A 17,153-nucleotide genomic window follows, 5' to 3' on the forward strand; every position below is an offset into this window, starting at 1 on the left:
TGATTAAAGAGTATGATACAATCGTAATTGGTTCAGGAGTAGCAGGGTTAAGTGCCGCTTACGAGTTAAAAGCAAAGCAGCAGCAAGTATTAGTAATTGAAGAAAATTTATGGGGTGGGACTTGTCCAAATCGCGGCTGTGATCCTAAAAAAATCTTAATTGGTGGGGTGGAAGCACGCAATCGGATCAAGCAATTACTTGGAAAAGGCTTTTCTGAAGTGCCGCCATTAAATTGGCAAGAACTCCAGTCTTTTAAACGAACTTTTACTGACCCTGTTTCTGCAAATCGCCAAAAAGAATTAAGCCAGGCAGGAATCGATCATCTGACTGGAACAGCAAGTTTTCTGGATGAAGAAACAGTTGAAGTGTTGGGAAAGACATTTCGTGGAAAACATTTTGTGCTTGCAACGGGACAACGTCCGACCATTTTACCGATTGAAGGAAAGGAATTTTTACAAACAAGCACCGATTTTCTAGCGCTTGCTGAGCTACCAAAACAATTGATTTTTATTGGGGGAGGCTATGTTTCCTTTGAACTGGCAACGATTGCTCGTGCGGCTGGCAGTGAAGTGACCATTGTGCATCACAATCAGCGACCGCTAAAAGAATTTGATGAAGAGTTGGTTCAAGAAGCGATTGTCCAAATGAAAAAAGCTGGCATCCAGTTTGCTTTTGATGTGAATGCACAAAAAATCACGCGCCAAAATGAGAAATTACAGTTGATTGCTGGAAAAGAAATCTTTGAAGCAGATGCGATTTTTTGCGCAACAGGTCGCCAGCCAAATGTTGAATCGTTACATTTAGAGCGTGCCAATGTCGATTTTACGAAAAAGGGGATCATTGTGAATGAGTGTCTTCAAACAACAAATCCACAAATTTTTGCTTGTGGAGACGTTATCGAAAAACAGTTGCCAAAATTAACACCTGTTGCGACTTTTGAAGGCCAATACGTTGCACAAAAAGTGACACAACAACAGCAAAAAATAATCAACTATCCTGTCATTCCGACAATTGTTTATGGTAGCCCAAAGATTGCGACTGTTGGAACAACGAAAATTGAAGAGGATAGGCAAGTTGAAACAGTGACTCAAGAAATGACAAGCTGGTTTACCTACCATCGAGTGAATGAACCATTAGCCAAAGTAAAGTTATGTTTCAATAAAGAAAACTTTTTGATTGGCGCAAGTGTTTTGAGTGAGCAAGCAGATGAACTGATTGATTTTCTAACGATAGCAATCAATCAAGGGTTGACGAAGGAAATCGTGGATCAATGGATTTTTGGCTATCCGACACTTGCTAGTGATTTGCCTTATCTATTGAAATAGGAAAGGAATAAATTAAGCAGAAGTGCTTGTTGCACCAATTTTGTTATGCTACACTAAAAAAAATGAATACTTGTTTCTGGGGATGTCGTAAACGGCATGAGAGTAAGTTGTGAACTTAGACCCATTGAACCTGTCAGTTAATACTGGTGAAGGGAGAAACATAGCAAACGCTTGTTTAAGTGGGACCTATGTTGCGTCCACAGACAAGCGTTTTTTTGTTCCAGTGTTAAATTTGATTCATTTAGGAGGTGAACAATTGAAGAAACATTTATATCCAGCAATCAGTGTCGGTGTTCTGCTACTGATTTGGCAAGTCAGTGTTCAGCTGTTACAGACACCAACCTTTATTTTGCCTAGTCCAATTGCCGTTTTTCAAGCACTGCTTGCTGATAGACAGACGCTGTTTTTTCATTCACTCACGACTTTGAGCGAGGCACTGTTAGGATTAGTAATTGCAGGAATCATTGCCTTTTTTACAGCATTATTGATGGACTTTTATGAGTTACTAAAGACCGCAATCTATCCCATTTTAGTAGTATCACAAACGTTACCAATTATGGTTTTGGGACCGTTACTCACGTTGTGGTTTGGTTTTGGACTGGCGCCGAAAGTGATTTTAGTTATTTTGATGAGTTATTTCCCAATGGTCGTTTCTTTTGCGGATTCATTGAGTAAAGCATCAAGGGAACAAATTATTTTTTTACGAACAATGGGCGCCAGTAGGGGACAGATCTATCGAATCTTCAAAATTCCTGAAGGGCTTGCAGGTTTCTTTTCTGGGCTAAAAGTTGCAGCGACTTATTGTGTTAGTGGCGCAATCGTTGGGGAATGGTTAAGTGCGCAGTCCGGATTAGGTTATTACATGATCCGTGTAAAAAACAGTTATCAAATCGACAAGGTTTTTGCAGCAATTCTTTGTGTAATCGTTCTTAGTTTATTGCTTAATGGATTGAGTGTGCTCATGAAGAAAAGTTATTATTATTGGTTATATACTAGAGGATAGGAAGAGGAAGAAAATGAAAAAAATGTTATGGCTAGTACCAGCTTTGTTATTATTTACCGCATGCGGAGCAAATAAGCAAGAAACAAGTACTACGGATTCAACAAAAAAGTTAACGGATGTCACTCTCGTGTTGGACTATGTACCAAATACAAATCATACAGGTATCTATGTTGCAAAAGAACAAGGTTATTATAAAGATGCTGGCTTGAATGTGAACATCATTGAGCCAGGAGGTGATTCGACAAGTATCGGCTTAGTAGGCGCAGACAAAGCACAATTTGGTGTGAGCTATCAAGAAGACATCACCTATGCACATGCTGACGGACAAGCTATTCCAGTTAAGGCGATTGCGACAATTATGAAGCACAATACTTCTGGATTTGTTGCAGCGAAAGATAGCGGGATAACGAAACCAAAAGACTTTGAGGGAAAAACCTATGCAGGTTGGCAAAGTCCTAGTGAAGAAGCAGTATTAAAAGCAGTCATGGAACACGATAACGCAGATTTTTCTAAATTAACGATTGTTGGAAGTACCGGGGAAGGACCCGAAGCTTTAGGAAAAGGTGTCGACTTACAATGGTATTTTGAAGGTTGGGATATGGTTAAAGCAAAAGAAGCAAAAATTGAATTGAACTATCTTCCGTTAAGAGAACTGGATGAACGCTTAGATTATTATACTCCTGTTATCATTACGAGTGATAAAATGATTGCACAGGAACCAAAAGTAGTTCAAAAATTTATGGATGCAACGAAAAAAGGTTATCAAGAAGCAATTAAGCATCCACAAGCAAGTGCAAAAATTTTGCATAAGTACGCGTCAGACAACGAACTAAGTTTCTTGGAAGAATCACAAGCATTTGTTTCAGAAAACTATACTGATGAGCCAGAAAAATGGGGATTGATGCAAGAAAAAGTATGGGATAACTATACTGATTTCATGAAAGAGAATGGATTAATCAAAGAAAAAGTAGAGGCAAAAGAATTATTCACGAACCAATTTATTCAATAGGAGGAAAAAATGTGGCAATTGAAATCAATCAGTTAACTGTAACGATTGATAACTTAGAGATTTTAAAAGAAATTGATCTTATTGTTGAAAAGAATTCTTTTGTATCAATCATTGCACCAAGTGGAGCTGGTAAATCAACCTTGTTGAAAGTTTTAACTGGGGTAATATCACCAACTTCAGGAGAGATTTTCGTCGATGGTGAGCCAATTATGGGATTAAACACAGCGTTTAGTTACATGCCACAAGAAGATTTATTATTACCATGGGCTAGTGTTTTTCAAAATGTTACATTGTATCAAAAAATCAATCATCAAAAAATTGACCAAGAAAAAGTAATGGAAGAACTACAATTATTTGGATTGAAAAAATATAGTGGTTTTTTACCAGAGCAACTTTCTGGTGGTATGAAACAGCGAGTTGCATTGTTGCGAACAATGATGAACCCAGCTGACTACTTGTTGTTAGATGAGCCATTTGGTGCGTTGGATGCGATGACTCGAAGTCAGATGCAAGATTGGCTACTTCAGCTACCGAAACAAAAAACGAGAACCACGTTACTAGTGACCCATGATATCGAAGAAGCTATTTATTTATCCAATCGAATCATAGTGCTGTCTGCTCGGCCAGCGCGAATCATTGCAGATATCAAGTTACCAGAAAAGCATCGAACAAGAAGCTGGCTTGGAGAACAAGCAACATTAAAGCAAAACATCTATCAGTTGTTAGAAGGTGAAACACATGTTGATTGATGGACATTGCCATTTGGCAGGAAGTACAGAATTAGCACAGCGACAACAAAAATATCAGATTTTGACGATTCTTAATTGTGATTCGCCGGAAGAATGGGAAGAAAACCAACGATTAACCAAAGAGGGAGACCTTCAACTGTTAAGTTTTGGGGTTCATCCTTGGAAGGCAGATCAATATCGATTTGAAGCCGTTTTACCTTATTTAGAAAAAGCGAATATAATTGGTGAAATCGGATTAGATAGTGTGTGGACAGAAGTGCCGCTGGCAACCCAACTTACTATTTTTGAACAACAACTAATTTATGCAATGGAACGGCAAAAGCCAGTTGTTTTGCATACAAAAGGATGCGAAGCAGAAATTTTATCATTGATCAAAAAATATCCCAATCGTTACTTGATCCATTGGTATTCGAGCATGGCGCTTCAAAAAGCTTATATCGACTTTGGTTGCTATTTTACCATTGGGATTGATTTGCTGCGAAATAATGCAGTGAAAGAATTAGCAAAAAAAGTACCACTTGATCGCTTGTTGATTGAAACAGATGGTTTGGCGGCCATCGAATGGGCATTAGATCGAAAAGTACAGGTTGATGATTACGTGGCGATTTTAAGGTGTCACTTACAATCATTAGCTGAATTAAGAAATATTGAGTCAACGATTCTGGCAGAGAAAATGACGAAGAATCTGCAAGTATTTATTAACGGCTAAATGTAAGATTCAAGTACTTCGCCAAATGTTAGTGGTCATGTTGGACAATAACGAGGTTATCAGTTTTCGCTTCTGTTAAAATGAAGAAAAGCTTGTCTCGTGGAAATTCTTTTAGTGATCAAGTTTGATTGATGCACTGCAAGAAAATACTTTCTACTTTGTAAAAGGCTGTGACAAGTTTTTGTCACGGCTTTTTTTGAGGGCGTATGCAGAAAGGAGAATGGCCAAAACATCCGTTCATAAAAAGAAAAAATTATTCATGAGTGAGGGGGAAGTAAGATGCAAAATTCATTTGAAAAAAATATCGACCAGTTATCTCAAGAACAAAAGGAGTTATTATTTTTAATTCACTTAGCAATGGAAGAATTACAAGTTGTAGGGGAAGAAAATCAATCAATGAATCGTTTGCTTACACAATATTCTCTTAAAGAAACCTTGTTCGTTTTTGAACTTTATGCGTGTAATGTTCAATATGACATCAATAGAAACATGAGTAATAAAATTTCAATGACCAAATTTCACGAGTTGTTGCCAGACTATTCAATTTATGAGAAAAAATACCAGTATGAGTTATTAGGACAGATGTATCAGGAAGTTCGTTCGAATAAAAAAAGTGTCCATTTACAAGAAACAAGAATGCAAAAGGACTTGGTCACACAGCTGAACGATGCGAGAATGCGAAAAAAATTAAAGAAGATGGCAGCAAGTTGGTAATCTTCAATGTTCATTTTTATTTATGAGAATATTATTAAAAAATAAAAGAATAAAAGAAAAAATTGACTGATGAATAAAAGGACGATACATAGCAGAGTTTGATTGAGTAATAAGGGGACTTATTACTCGATTTTTTTGTTTTTATAACAATTTTAAATTATAATATTTGATTTTTCACTCTGTTTTGTTATAATAATCACATGCAAAGATAATAATTTTAATCTTTCTATAATTTTTTGCGGTGATTTTCCGAATATTTCGAAAAAAACGCTATATAAGTTAACTTTATAATTATGCTAATTTGCTTGAAAGATTACTAAAAAATTTTAAGTGGGAGGTGTTGGTCTTACAATTAGAAGGCTTGTTGTTTGAAAAACAAATAATGAATAACGAATTTTTTGAAAAAATAAAGGGTAATTTTGATTATCTGTTATGCGGGAGAAAAAATGGATTCAGTCAGGTGTATAGCCTAGCAGTCGGTAAAAATTGATTTTGTAAAACGCTTTATAGCAATTATAATTCTACAGGAACTAAGAACTGGTTGGATGCTTGATTGTTATTTTTTACTGACTCTATTTTCAGGAGAATCAACATTTTTTATCTGTAAGGGGAAAGACAGTTTGTTCCTTTTGGACATAGTTAAGTAGAAATAAGTAAACAATTCTTGATAAACATAAGTTCCTTTCAATTGCTGGTTTCTTATTTTATGAAACCATTTGAAATGAAGGTATCTTTCAATCATGTGGTTCGTAGGATTGAACAATGTTACATATTTATTTATAGAGTGGGGTGTAATAATGAGAGCTTGTCTAGATAGTCGATTAAGTCGACAATTAGCAATTCTGGAAACCTTGTGGGATTCCGAATGGATGACCAGTGAGGAGTTAGCCGAACGAACAGGGAATTCTGAAAAAACGATTCGAACAGATATTCCAATTATCAATAAGTATATTTATCCTTTAAGTATCGAGACCTCATTTAAACTGGGGATATTTTTAAAAAAAGATGTAACTATTCCGAAATCATACATATATGCAGCTATTTTAAATGAAAGTTCAGAATATGATTTACTTGAACAAATCTTTTTTGCAGATAATCTAAAAAAGATCGATTTGAGTGAACAATTGTATACTTCTGAATCACAAATTACACGCTGGTTATCGAAAATCAACCAATCTTTGGAAAATTATGAGTTAAGAATCGATAATGCGTTACAAATCAATGGTGATGAACAAAAAATTCGTACGTTCTTCTCTTGTTTCTTTCTGGAAAAGTATGGTTCACCAGAGAAAAAATTTCCTTATGAGCAAGTTCAAGTGATTGATCGCTTGATCGAAGACTTTTTGAAGGAAAATATTGCAATTGTTTTTGCAAATTCCAAACAGCATTTTTCTCTTAGTCGCCTGAAGTTTCAATTACTAATTAGTATTGAACGGATGAAGAGAAAACATGAGATTCAAACAGAAAAATTAGTTAATGGATTTTCATTCTTGATGGTTGAAGCTAGTTTGTGTGAGGAATTTAAAGCAATATTTGGCTTGGAACTAACGAGTCATGTATTACAACAACTATTCCAAGAATATTTTTATCCATTTTATCCTTCTCGAGTGAAACAAGGACATGAAGAACTAAGTCCACTAAAAATCAAAAATAAAATCGAAGAAATCATTGATGAATTATCGAAGGTCTACCATGTCGAGTGTGATTACCGAGATAAAATCGTTCGTGATATTTACTGGACGACATTTCAAATTTGCGGGCCAACCTATATTTTGCATGACAAGAAAAAAGAGTTTTTTGAGGGTATCTTAGCGGATAGCCCAGACTTGGCACAATTTTTACATAAAAAGTTTCAACAGATTTTTTCAGAAGTGGAGCTTTTCAAACAAAGAAAAGTAGATGAGATGGTTCACCAAGCTATTTTTGAATTGATGACTTCTTGGGCAAGCTTACGCTTGGGCGTGCGCCAATCTACTATCACGGTGACCGCTGCATTGATGTTAGATACGACTTATGAACATATGAAAATGGTTAAAGAAGAGATCGAATTTTATTTCCGGCATAAAATCAAAATTGATATTATTGACCCTTATGTAAAACTCGATCGTGCCAATTTTTCCAACTATGATTGTCTACTGACAGATACGTATACAAGTAACACCTATCCAATTCCGACAATTGGTATTTCAAATTACTTAAATGATGATACGATCTCCAAACTACTGGACTTTGTTTATTTAAAAAGGGAAGAGTCCAAAGAGGTTTTTGCAAAAAGCCATTTAAATAGTATTGGCTTATTAAAGGAATGATGAAGTTATTTGTCAAAATAAAAAAACGGACACCCACTGGGCTGTCCGTTTTTTGTCTTGACTTTTTTTCTTAGTACCAACCGTTTGCTAACCAGAATGATTGAGCAGCTTCCCAAGAACCATAACGTGAAGAAACATAAGCGTCTGCTACACGTTCTTGATTGGCAGCTGAGTAGTCACCGTTCAAGTATGATGAATCTAATTGGTAACGACCGATGTAGCGACCGTTAGTTGCTGTATAAGAACCGCTTGATTCTCTTTGTGCGATCCATTCTTTTGCAGAGTTAGAAGTAGTAGCTACTGCTTCTGTTGTTTCAACTGCTGGAGTTGCTTGAACTGTTTCTTGAACAGGTGCTTGAGCAACTTCTTGTGTTGTTTCTTGTTGAACAGGTTCAGCTTGAACTGCTTCTGTTTGAGGTGCAACATCTGTTGTTGAGCCTTGCTCTGAGGTTGGAATAGTTAATGTTTGACCTGCAAAAATCAGATTGATATCTGAAATTGAATTAGATTGAGCAATATGGTTAATCAAGGAGTTATCGCCAACATATTTTTGTGAAATAGTTGATAATGAATCGCCTGATTGAACAGTGTACGCTTCGTCTGCGTGTGTTGTTGTTCCCATAAATAATGCAGCGCCGGCAGCCAGAGTTGTTCCTAATAGTACAGTTTTAAGTGATTTCATATAAAATAGTTTCTCCTTTTGAGTTGTTCGAATTTTGTTGTTGTAATCAACTTGGACTACTTTAACATGGAAAAATATTTCATAGGTAAAAGGTTCATGACAATTTGTGACAAAAATCGGTTTTTTGTAATCTTTTTAGTAACGTACGTAAAATGAATGATTGGAAAGCTTGCTAAATCAAGAAATTACTTGAAATGTTTCTGACTTTAGGCTTGTTTAGTTACGAAAAAATCGATTATCCAAAATTTTTTTTATAGAAATAAAAAGTATGGATTTCAATTTTGTTTTGGTAGTAAAACAAAATGAAAAACTCGTTATAATTCATTTTGTAATTATTTTTGGAGGTGCTTATGAAACGGAATTATTCGATTGACTTAATTAAAACAATGGCTGCCTTTTTTGTGGTAGCTGTTCATTTCTTATTAAATAGTGGTTTTTATGATCAAACGATTCAAACAAATCGTACCCTTTTTTGGATGATGACAAGGCAAGTGACAATAACTGCTGTGCCATTGTTTTTATTGTGTACAGGTTTCTTGATGAATCGTAAGAAACTTTCTGTTTCCTATTTATTGAATCTGTTTCCTGTTTTGTTCTTGTATGTCAGCATTTCTTTAGTTGGCTGGCTGAGAATGGTTGTGATGGATGAAGGCGTGAGTTTGACTGATGCACTTTTTGGTATTTTGGATTATTCAACCAATACTTATTCTTGGTATGTGGAAATGTATATAGGGTTGTACTTGATGATTCCCTTACTAAATTTGATTTGGCAAGCAAATCAGAATCAGTTTTTCCATCGATATGTTGTTGGGGTATCGCTTTTTTTATTTTTTGGGCCATCTTTGTTGAACTCATTCGGAAAAGTGGTTCCAGATTTTTGGATTGATGCTTATCCAATTGGCTATTATTTCATCGGTGCCTATTTATTTGAATATCAAGAACAGTTTAAAAAGTTTAAGAAAACTTGGGTACTTTTACTCATAGCTATTTTCGCATTCTTTGTCTTAGACGTGATACTTGATTATCAGACAACGTATCAAGATTTTGCCGGGAATCAATACAACGGTTTTGAACCACTAATTGTTAGTTTTTTGATTTTTGTGTGTTGTTTGCGCATACCAGTAACGAAAGGATTTCAATTGCCTATCAGAAAGTTGAGTCAATGGACGCTTGGAATCTATCTGATGTCAGACGTTACAGACCAACTCGTTTATCCGATTGCAAGAATGTTGTTGCCAACGATGGAGCAGCGCTTGACCTATGGTTTTGTAATCATCTTAACTAGTTTCAGTGCAGCAGTTCTTTTTAGTTATCCATTTGAACGGAGCAGCGAATGGCTACGACGAAAGTTGCGGGGCGGACAATCAGCAGAAAGGAAAGACCAACATGTTTCTTCTAAAATTCATTGATTATTATACGATTGGTTATCCAATTCTGATGTCTATTTTATGGTCGGTTGGCGCATACTTTTCGAGAATCAAGTACACCAAGCAAGAATCATTAAAAAGTTATCCAAAAGTTTCAATCGTTTTATCTGCTTACAATGAAGAAGAAACGATTCAAGAAGCGATGTCTGCTTTGGAACAACTTGCATATCCCAACTTGGAAATCATTGTGGTTGATGATAAAAGTACAGATAATACGTTAATGCTCCTTGAACAAATCAAACAAGGATTTTCTAAAGAAAAAGAATTGAGAATTCTTGCCCAACAAAAAAATGGCGGGAAAGCAACTGCGCTGAATACAGCTTTGGAAATGGTTAGTGGAAAATATTTGCTGGTATTAGATGCAGATGCTTTGTTGGCACCAAACTCAGTGGAAATCTTAGCTGCAGAGTTAGAGAGCAGTTCGATAATTGGTGCGGTGACAGGGAAGCCGGTGGTACGTAATCGCTCAACTTTGTTAGGAAAATTACAGACGTTGGAATACGTTGGAATCATTGACGGAATCAAGCGCACGCAAACATTTATGTTAGGTGCAATCATGACAGTTTCAGGTGTAATCGTGATGTATCGCGTATCAAGTTTAAAAGAGGTTGGTGGGTTTAATCCCGAGGTTATGACAGAGGATATTGATGTCACTTGGAAACTGCATCGCGCAGGTTGGCGCGTGACATATAACTGCCGCGCACTTTCTTATATTTTAGTCCCAGAACGTTATTTTAGTTTATTGAAACAAAGAAAACGTTGGTCGATTGGTGGATTGGAAGTACTTCTCGGGAATTTTTCATGGGTCATGGGGGGTGGCGATTTAAACTATAAGTTGTTACTCGGCGAAATGATTTTGAGTCATCTTTGGGGCTGGACATTTGTGTTTAGCACGTTTAATTATCTCGTTGCAACTTATTTTCGACAGGAATTACATGTCGCAGGTGGTGTTGTTGTTTTGTTCATTTTATTGTCTATCTTACTATTTTGGATTGGTGTCAATGGCGATGAGAATGATAGTCAGCTCAAACTGCAAGACAAACTAACTGTTCCTGTTTATTTGATGTTTTATTGGTTAACCAATCTTATTAGTGCAATTTCTTCGGAATTTGCTGTAATCACAGGGAAGACAAGTAAAGGAAAATGGGAAAGTCCAGATCGAGGTGTATAAAATGGATCATTTGATTATTCGAAAAAAGATGTTTACGCGTAATTTACTTTCGACAATGTATTTATTGATTGCGTGGTGGTTATTTTTAGCGTTATTGTTTTTGATGTTTTGTTCATTGTTAGGTTATTATTCTGATGCTATTGGCGCCATTTTTTTATTGGTTGACTTTCCGTTGACCCAAATAACAGATATTTTGCATCTTATTTTTGCTTTACTGGCGATTTTTATTGTGCCAATTTTGATTGGAATCGTCGCACTGAAAACAACAGGAGGTACGCAATGAAACGAGTGAATCGATTACTTACCAGTTTATTGAGCTTTTGTCTGATTGGTGTTGTTAGTTTTCTACTTTTTAACCAGACAAAACAACTAGTGGAAAGTGAAGTGAGTACTGGTTTTTCTTATGCTCCTTTATCAGATGAAGATGGAGTGATCGTTTTATGTTATCATCGTGTACTAGCAGATAATTTTGTGGTTGAGGCAGTTTCAAAAATGTCAAAAAATACCCAACTTCATCAATTTAATGTACCATTGAGTGATTTTACTCAACAAATGCAGGACTTAAAGGAAAGAAAAGTACCTGTTTTAACAATGGATCAATTACTCGAAAAACGTGCAAAGAAAGAGTTAACTGGGCGAAATGTGGTGATTACATTTGATGATATCGATGTTACGTTACCAAATAACGCTTTTCCAGTTTTAGAGAAAGAGAAGTTCCCCTTCACCGCTTTTGTGATTACAGGCGAGACTGGAAATAATCTTTCTGGCTCGCAGATGGCTAGTTGGTCACAGATAAAAAAGTTGGCGGCTTCGCCCTTAGCCACATTTGGCGTGCATACCAATGATTTACATTATCAAGAAAAAGGAAAACCCGTATTGTCGACTAACTTACCAAAAAAAACAATGATTGATGACTATAAAAAAAGTCAAGAAATCTTTAAACAGGAACTTGGGTATCAAGCTGATTATTTTGCTTATCCTTACGGGGCAAAAAACAAACGACTAACAGACTACATGAGTCAAAATCAAATCAAGGGTATCTTCAGTTTAGAAACTGGTGTTGTTACGAATGAAACGTTGACTACTGACATGCCACGATTGATAGTCACTAAAGAAAATTGGCCGACATTATTACATTGGCTAGATAACGATACAAATTAAAAAAATTGCAAAAAATAATGAAGCTGATACTTCTTAGCGAGTTTCTCGTACAAACAAAAAAGAGGAAGGAGTTAACTAAAAAGCGTTATATTAAGATGCAGGAAAATTCAGGAGGGTGTTATGACGATTAACAAATTAGATTTACTCAGCGATTCAGCTCGGTACCAACTCGATATCTTACGCATATTTGACATGCGTAAGGGGCAATTCACTTCAGTTGAACTGTTAGTTGAGTTACTAGGAATCTCAAAGTTTAAAGTGAATAAGTATATTGCTGAACTTGAACAGGCATTAGTTGCAGCAACTAATGCCAAAGTTGTGCGATTATCGAAAGGTGAGATCGATATTCCAGACCTTTCCAATGAAGTGATTCGGCAGTTACAACTTTATTATTTGAAGCAATCTGATTTGTTTTTGCTCTTTCACGAAATGGTTCAATTTGGATCCACACCAGAAAAGTTTTCACAAAAACATTTTTTGAGTCGTTCAAAAGCATATCTGATCAAAAGTGAACTAGAAGATATTTTGGCACCAGGTGGTATTCAAATCAATGAAGGAACGTTAGTTGGAGATGAAGCCAAGGTTCGGCGAGAAATTTTTGATATTTACTATTATTTTTTCAATGGCTTAGAATCACCATTTGAGTCTTCACTTCGGCAAAAGACACATGAAGTGTTGGAGGTAATCATCCACACCTTGAATTTAGAAATGATTATGACTCGGATTGCTAAATTAGAATTGTTTTTGAGCATTACACTCTTACGCTTATCAAAACGAAGTTATGTGAATACAGTTGAAATTGAATTTGAAGATGTCTATGCAAAAGAAATTCGACAACAGCTTGTACTTGTTCAAAATAAATTGCAAAAGATCACTGTGATTCCAGAAGAAAAACAAGAAAATGAGCAACTATGGCTTTTGGTTTTTTTATTAAGCGAGGAATGTCTTTCACTAACGACACAGCAAAAAACAATCAGATGGAATCAAAATTTAACTGAGTTGACTACCTTACAGGTCGATTATTTATTTCAAACGTTGAAGCTTGTTTTATCAACGGAACGAAAAACAGAAAAAATCGTAGAACTACAGCAGGTTTTGGAACTAACAAATTTTAAGTTGGCATTTGCCAATCATTCTCGACTGACATTTATTTCAGAGGATCAAGAGCGTTTCTTCGCTGAATTATATCCACAATTTCATCAGGTGGCTAAGAAATTTGTTGAATTAGCAAAAAATAGTAAGATTTACGATCAAGGATTATTGACGAATGGTAGTCTGTATTATGATTATATTTTCGCCATTATTTCGGTTATTCCACAAAAGTATTTATCTGATAAAGTTTACGTTTGTGTGGATTTTTCGAGAGGATCAGCGTATACAAAATTCATTGCGGAAAATATTTTAGCTTTTCAAAACTTGAATATTGAGGTTCAAAAAAAGGTCAACAATCAGACACAACTATATGTTAGTGATTTGTTGATTGATAAGTTGAACTGTCCGCAGATTATCTGGAAAAATCCACCAAGTGATCATGATTGGTTGTTGTTTGGCGAGATGGTAATTAAAGTGAGGAATGAAAATGAAAGTTAAATCCTTAATAGTTAGTGGTATGTTGGCGACGACTTGTCTGTATCAAAGTGTTATTTTGAGTGGGCTGGTCGATCAACCAATCCGGGACAAGAAAATTGAGTTGTCAAAAGAAAGCTTAGTGAATGATATTCAGGTGGAAAATAACGGAGAGACAGTCGTTTTTAAAAATCATCGCCGGATAAAAAGAAATGAATTGACAATGCTGGAAAATCGAATTTCGGCTATGGAAAAGAATCCGCAGGTACCTTCAGGCGGAGGCGCAAGTCAAACCTTGATTGGCCAGCGAATGGCTCGATTGAGTGGAAGCTTGGTTTATGGAATGAGGCAAGAATAATGAAACGCACGATTTATCAAGGGGTTTCGCTAATGTTGGGGGCCGTAAGTTTGTTCAGCCCGCTTTTATTAGTGACTGCTACAAGCACCACGCAAAAAATAAATCGACAGACAAGCGCGCAATCTGTAGTAGAAAAACAAGTTTATGGAAATCAAGCACAACTTGATTTAGGTGATGGTCAAAAAGTTCTCTCTAATAAAGCCTTTATCACGATGTACCGCAAGTCCTTGAAAAAAGAAACCTATTCAAAAGAACTTTTAACTGTCGACCAGTCTTCGGGAAAAGCAATTCCAGGAGCTGTTTATGAAGCAAAAGCTGAAAATGGCGAAACGCAGAAATTAACTGCTGATGAAACGGGACAAGTTTCGCTGACTAAATTGGCAAAAGGCCAGTATGTAATCCGCCAAGTGAAAGCTCCTCTTGGCTACGAACTTTCGGAAGAAACAGTCGAATTAGTTATTGAAAATCAAACAGTCATTCAACGGATTTTTACCAATCAGCGAAAAGAAAATACGATTTTATTAACAAAAATCACAGACGAGAATGAGCCACTTGCTGGCGTAGCATTTACACTTTATCAAGATGAAAAAGTGTTACGAAAAAAGCTTGAAACGAATCAATATGGACAACTAGCTGTCGACGGCTTAACGAAAGGTGAGTATTATTTTGTAGAAACAAACGCACCAAAAGAATACCAAATAGATTCAAGAAAATTGGCATTTACGATAGGGGGTGAAGCAAAATGATAAGAATGAAAAAACTTGTTTTCTTGACCAGTTTGGTTGCTTCAACTGTTTTTGGCTGCACGGCTTTCGCAGCTGAAAACCTTTATGATGAACCCTTGGCCATAGAATCAGAAAACTTGCAGGATTATTTTTCATTACAAGGATCAGCTTCTTATGATCCAATAACTGAAATTATTTCGTTAACACCTAATAGGCGATTACAAGCTGGAAATGTTTCGTTGAACAAAAAATTACCAGCTACCACCTCTTTTCATTTAGAAGCCGAAGTAAATTTAGGTGATAAAACAGATATAGAAGGTGGAGGAGATGGGGTTGCGCTTGCGCTTCATACGGATGTGCCATCAGCCATCGGAAAACCAGGGAATGGTATCGGTGTTTTAGGATTGGCAGGCGTTCAAGCATTTAAATTAGACACGTTTTGGAACCGTAGTGAAGAATACGAGGAACCACCTGAAAACGTTGAACGGATCTTAGGAAGAAATCAACCATTTGGTGCGTTCTTAGTCTCCAATCCTACAACAGTTATGATTCAAGACTCTGTTCAATATTTAGCGAACAATCAAGATGCGCCAGCAGATGTTGATGGGCAATTTCATTCGTTTATTGCTGATTATGATGCGATGAGCAAGGAACTAACGATTCGCTTTCATTCCAATCGGGGGTGGCTGACATGGAAACAAGTCTTGCCGCTACAGGAAAATTATGCAGTCGCATTCAGTGGATCAACAGGTGTGAATGTCAATCATCAGAAAATAAAAGTTCGTTCTTTTGTAACCAAACCAGCTATCGTAACAGGACAGTTCAATCTACAGTTGACAGATCAAGAAACGAACCAACCACTTGCTGGTGGCCAATTTGAGATTCACGATGTCACAACAGGAAACTTGGTCGAAACAATTACGACAGATGAGAAGGGAAAAGCAAGTGTGCCAAAGCTTCCTCTTGGAACTTATCAGGTGAGTCAAGTAACAACGCCAACAGGATATGAAAAGACAACAAACAGGACTTTTTCCATAACAGAAGAGCAATTAACGCAACAACTAGACGTGGAAAATCAACCTATTTTGGGTAGCTTGAAGGTAACGCTAACCAACCGAGCAGATGTGAAACAGAAATTATCTGGTGGTCGCTTTCATCTGATGGATGATTCTGGAAAAATTCTGAAAAAGAATCTTTTGACAAATGAACAAGGCATGTTTGAACTTACAAAGCTACCAATTGGAAAATATACATTAGTCCAGGAAAAAGCCCCAACTGGTTATCAGATTATCGATAAGGAAACACCTATTTGGATTCAAGGTAGTCAGCTGTTAGAAGTGCCAGTGCAAAATGCAAAAGAACCAGAAACAGCCAAAACATCAGATGATGATAATTTTAAAGAAGCAGAGTCTCAAGAATCAAGTTCATTAATGATTAATTCGCTCACAACGGAATCAACTAGATCAGCGAGTTCAACAACAAGTGAAATCATAGCAGAAAAAGACAATCAAACAGTGGTGATCGAATCAAGTTCATCAACTATACACGAAGAGTTACTTCCCCAAAGTAATCCGATGATTAGCCAGTTGCCACTAAAAAAAGTGACGCAACTAACTATCCAACTGAAAAAAATCAATGGTGAACCAATCCAAGAAGGTTCATTTGAATTATTTAATACTCAAACAGGTCAGGTTCAGCAATTAGCCTTAGCTTTAAATGAACCGTTAACGCTGACGAATCTTCCGTTTGGAACGTATGAACTACGTCAAACAAAAGCAAAATTTGGTTTTGTACGAGCAACTCAAACGGTACATTTTGAATTATCGAGTCAACACTTAGTCGAAACAATCACATTGCTCAATCAAAAATTGATTCCAACACAACTGACACAAAATGTCGTAGTGAAGGCGGATAAAAAAAGTCTCAATGGAGCTACAATTGAATGGATCACCAAGATTAAATTTGGAACAGATATTCTTGAAGCACCTGCAGTTTCTTTTCAAAATGAACTGGACCAATTAGTGGCAACAGATGTTAGTGGTAGTTATCATGGAGACCCAATCGAGAATATTGGTCATTTTGAGCAGAAAGATGCAATTGTACGATTTCTTTTTGATGAGAAAGACGGAAGTTATCATTATTTAGTCGCGCAAGAAATCCAAATGAAAATTGTTACGACCCCAGATCAATGGGGGACTCCAAAAGAGTGAGAGTAGTTTTTTTACGAAAAATTGTGTATGCTTCT

General features: G+C 36.3%; 16 protein-coding genes and 1 riboswitch. Of the genes, 15 read left to right on the forward strand and 1 reads right to left on the reverse strand.

What is annotated here, in order from left to right:
- Positions 1–2 precede the first annotated feature (2 nt).
- The 7 genes from IGJ93_RS04895 to IGJ93_RS04925 all read left to right on the forward strand — a co-directional run bounded on the left by IGJ93_RS04895 (position 3) and on the right by IGJ93_RS04925 (position 7,818).
- On the forward strand, positions 3–1,325 hold the full coding sequence (locus IGJ93_RS04895) for a dihydrolipoyl dehydrogenase family protein (RefSeq protein ID WP_086271108.1): 1,323 nt from the start codon (positions 3–5) through the stop codon (positions 1,323–1,325).
- 67 nt (positions 1,326–1,392) lie between these two features.
- Positions 1,393–1,497, forward strand: a riboswitch (TPP riboswitch).
- An 84-nt stretch (positions 1,498–1,581) separates the two neighbouring features.
- Entirely contained in the window at positions 1,582–2,328 is a 747-nt protein-coding gene (locus IGJ93_RS04900; RefSeq protein WP_071869393.1) for an ABC transporter permease, read from the forward strand.
- Between the two features lie 13 nt (positions 2,329–2,341).
- Complete coding sequence (locus IGJ93_RS04905; protein ID WP_071869394.1) at positions 2,342–3,337, forward strand: ABC transporter substrate-binding protein; 996 nt, start codon at positions 2,342–2,344, stop codon at positions 3,335–3,337.
- Positions 3,338–3,348: 11 nt separating this feature from the next.
- The gene (locus IGJ93_RS04910) at positions 3,349–4,086 is read left to right on the forward strand and encodes an ABC transporter ATP-binding protein (RefSeq protein WP_067485077.1); all 738 of its coding nucleotides are present in this window, start codon (positions 3,349–3,351) and stop codon (positions 4,084–4,086) included.
- Positions 4,076–4,795, forward strand: coding sequence for a TatD family hydrolase (locus tag IGJ93_RS04915; protein WP_075491176.1), 720 nt, complete (start codon positions 4,076–4,078; stop codon positions 4,793–4,795). Before IGJ93_RS04910 ends, IGJ93_RS04915 begins: the two co-directional genes overlap by 11 nt.
- A gap of 279 nt (positions 4,796–5,074) precedes the next feature.
- Positions 5,075–5,509, forward strand: coding sequence for a hypothetical protein (locus tag IGJ93_RS04920; RefSeq protein ID WP_071869397.1), 435 nt, complete (start codon positions 5,075–5,077; stop codon positions 5,507–5,509).
- A gap of 797 nt (positions 5,510–6,306) precedes the next feature.
- The gene (locus tag IGJ93_RS04925; protein WP_075492236.1) at positions 6,307–7,818 is read left to right on the forward strand and encodes a helix-turn-helix domain-containing protein; all 1,512 of its coding nucleotides are present in this window, start codon (positions 6,307–6,309) and stop codon (positions 7,816–7,818) included.
- Positions 7,819–7,888: 70 nt separating this feature from the next.
- Here IGJ93_RS04925 and IGJ93_RS04930 read toward each other — a convergent pair whose 3' ends face one another.
- On the reverse strand, positions 7,889–8,500 hold the full coding sequence (locus IGJ93_RS04930) for a LysM peptidoglycan-binding domain-containing protein (RefSeq protein ID WP_071869456.1): 612 nt from the start codon (positions 8,498–8,500) through the stop codon (positions 7,889–7,891).
- A 350-nt stretch (positions 8,501–8,850) separates the two neighbouring features.
- On the opposite strand from IGJ93_RS04930, the gene IGJ93_RS04935 reads away from it, so the two are divergent.
- The 8 genes from IGJ93_RS04935 to IGJ93_RS04970 all read left to right on the forward strand — a co-directional run bounded on the left by IGJ93_RS04935 (position 8,851) and on the right by IGJ93_RS04970 (position 17,118).
- Positions 8,851–9,909 carry an acyltransferase gene (locus tag IGJ93_RS04935; protein ID WP_071868533.1) on the forward strand — a complete coding sequence of 353 codons (1,059 nt, stop codon included), beginning with the start codon at positions 8,851–8,853 and terminating at the stop codon, positions 9,907–9,909.
- On the forward strand, positions 9,887–11,098 hold the full coding sequence (locus IGJ93_RS04940; protein ID WP_271027048.1) for a glycosyltransferase family 2 protein: 1,212 nt from the start codon (positions 9,887–9,889) through the stop codon (positions 11,096–11,098). Before IGJ93_RS04935 ends, IGJ93_RS04940 begins: the two co-directional genes overlap by 23 nt.
- Before the next feature lies 1 nt (position 11,099).
- On the forward strand, positions 11,100–11,381 hold the full coding sequence (locus tag IGJ93_RS04945; RefSeq protein WP_067484153.1) for a hypothetical protein: 282 nt from the start codon (positions 11,100–11,102) through the stop codon (positions 11,379–11,381).
- A complete protein-coding gene (locus IGJ93_RS04950) occupies positions 11,378–12,259 on the forward strand; it encodes a polysaccharide deacetylase family protein (protein ID WP_270346753.1) in 882 nt (293 codons plus the stop codon). The genes IGJ93_RS04945 and IGJ93_RS04950 overlap by 4 nt, the downstream gene beginning before the upstream one ends.
- A 120-nt stretch (positions 12,260–12,379) precedes the next feature.
- A complete protein-coding gene (locus IGJ93_RS04955) occupies positions 12,380–13,849 on the forward strand; it encodes a helix-turn-helix domain-containing protein (protein WP_067484155.1) in 1,470 nt (489 codons plus the stop codon).
- A complete protein-coding gene (locus tag IGJ93_RS04960) occupies positions 13,839–14,183 on the forward strand; it encodes a hypothetical protein (RefSeq protein ID WP_067484157.1) in 345 nt (114 codons plus the stop codon). Before IGJ93_RS04955 ends, IGJ93_RS04960 begins: the two co-directional genes overlap by 11 nt.
- A complete protein-coding gene (locus IGJ93_RS04965) occupies positions 14,183–14,929 on the forward strand; it encodes an MSCRAMM family protein (RefSeq protein WP_071868531.1) in 747 nt (248 codons plus the stop codon). Before IGJ93_RS04960 ends, IGJ93_RS04965 begins: the two co-directional genes overlap by 1 nt.
- A complete protein-coding gene (locus tag IGJ93_RS04970) occupies positions 14,926–17,118 on the forward strand; it encodes a lectin-like domain-containing protein (protein ID WP_285700791.1) in 2,193 nt (730 codons plus the stop codon). Before IGJ93_RS04965 ends, IGJ93_RS04970 begins: the two co-directional genes overlap by 4 nt.
- Positions 17,119–17,153 lie beyond the last annotated feature (35 nt).

This window comes from Enterococcus sp. DIV0174, assembly GCF_050529065.1.
Lineage (GTDB): Bacteria > Bacillota > Bacilli > Lactobacillales > Enterococcaceae > Enterococcus_B > Enterococcus_B thailandicus.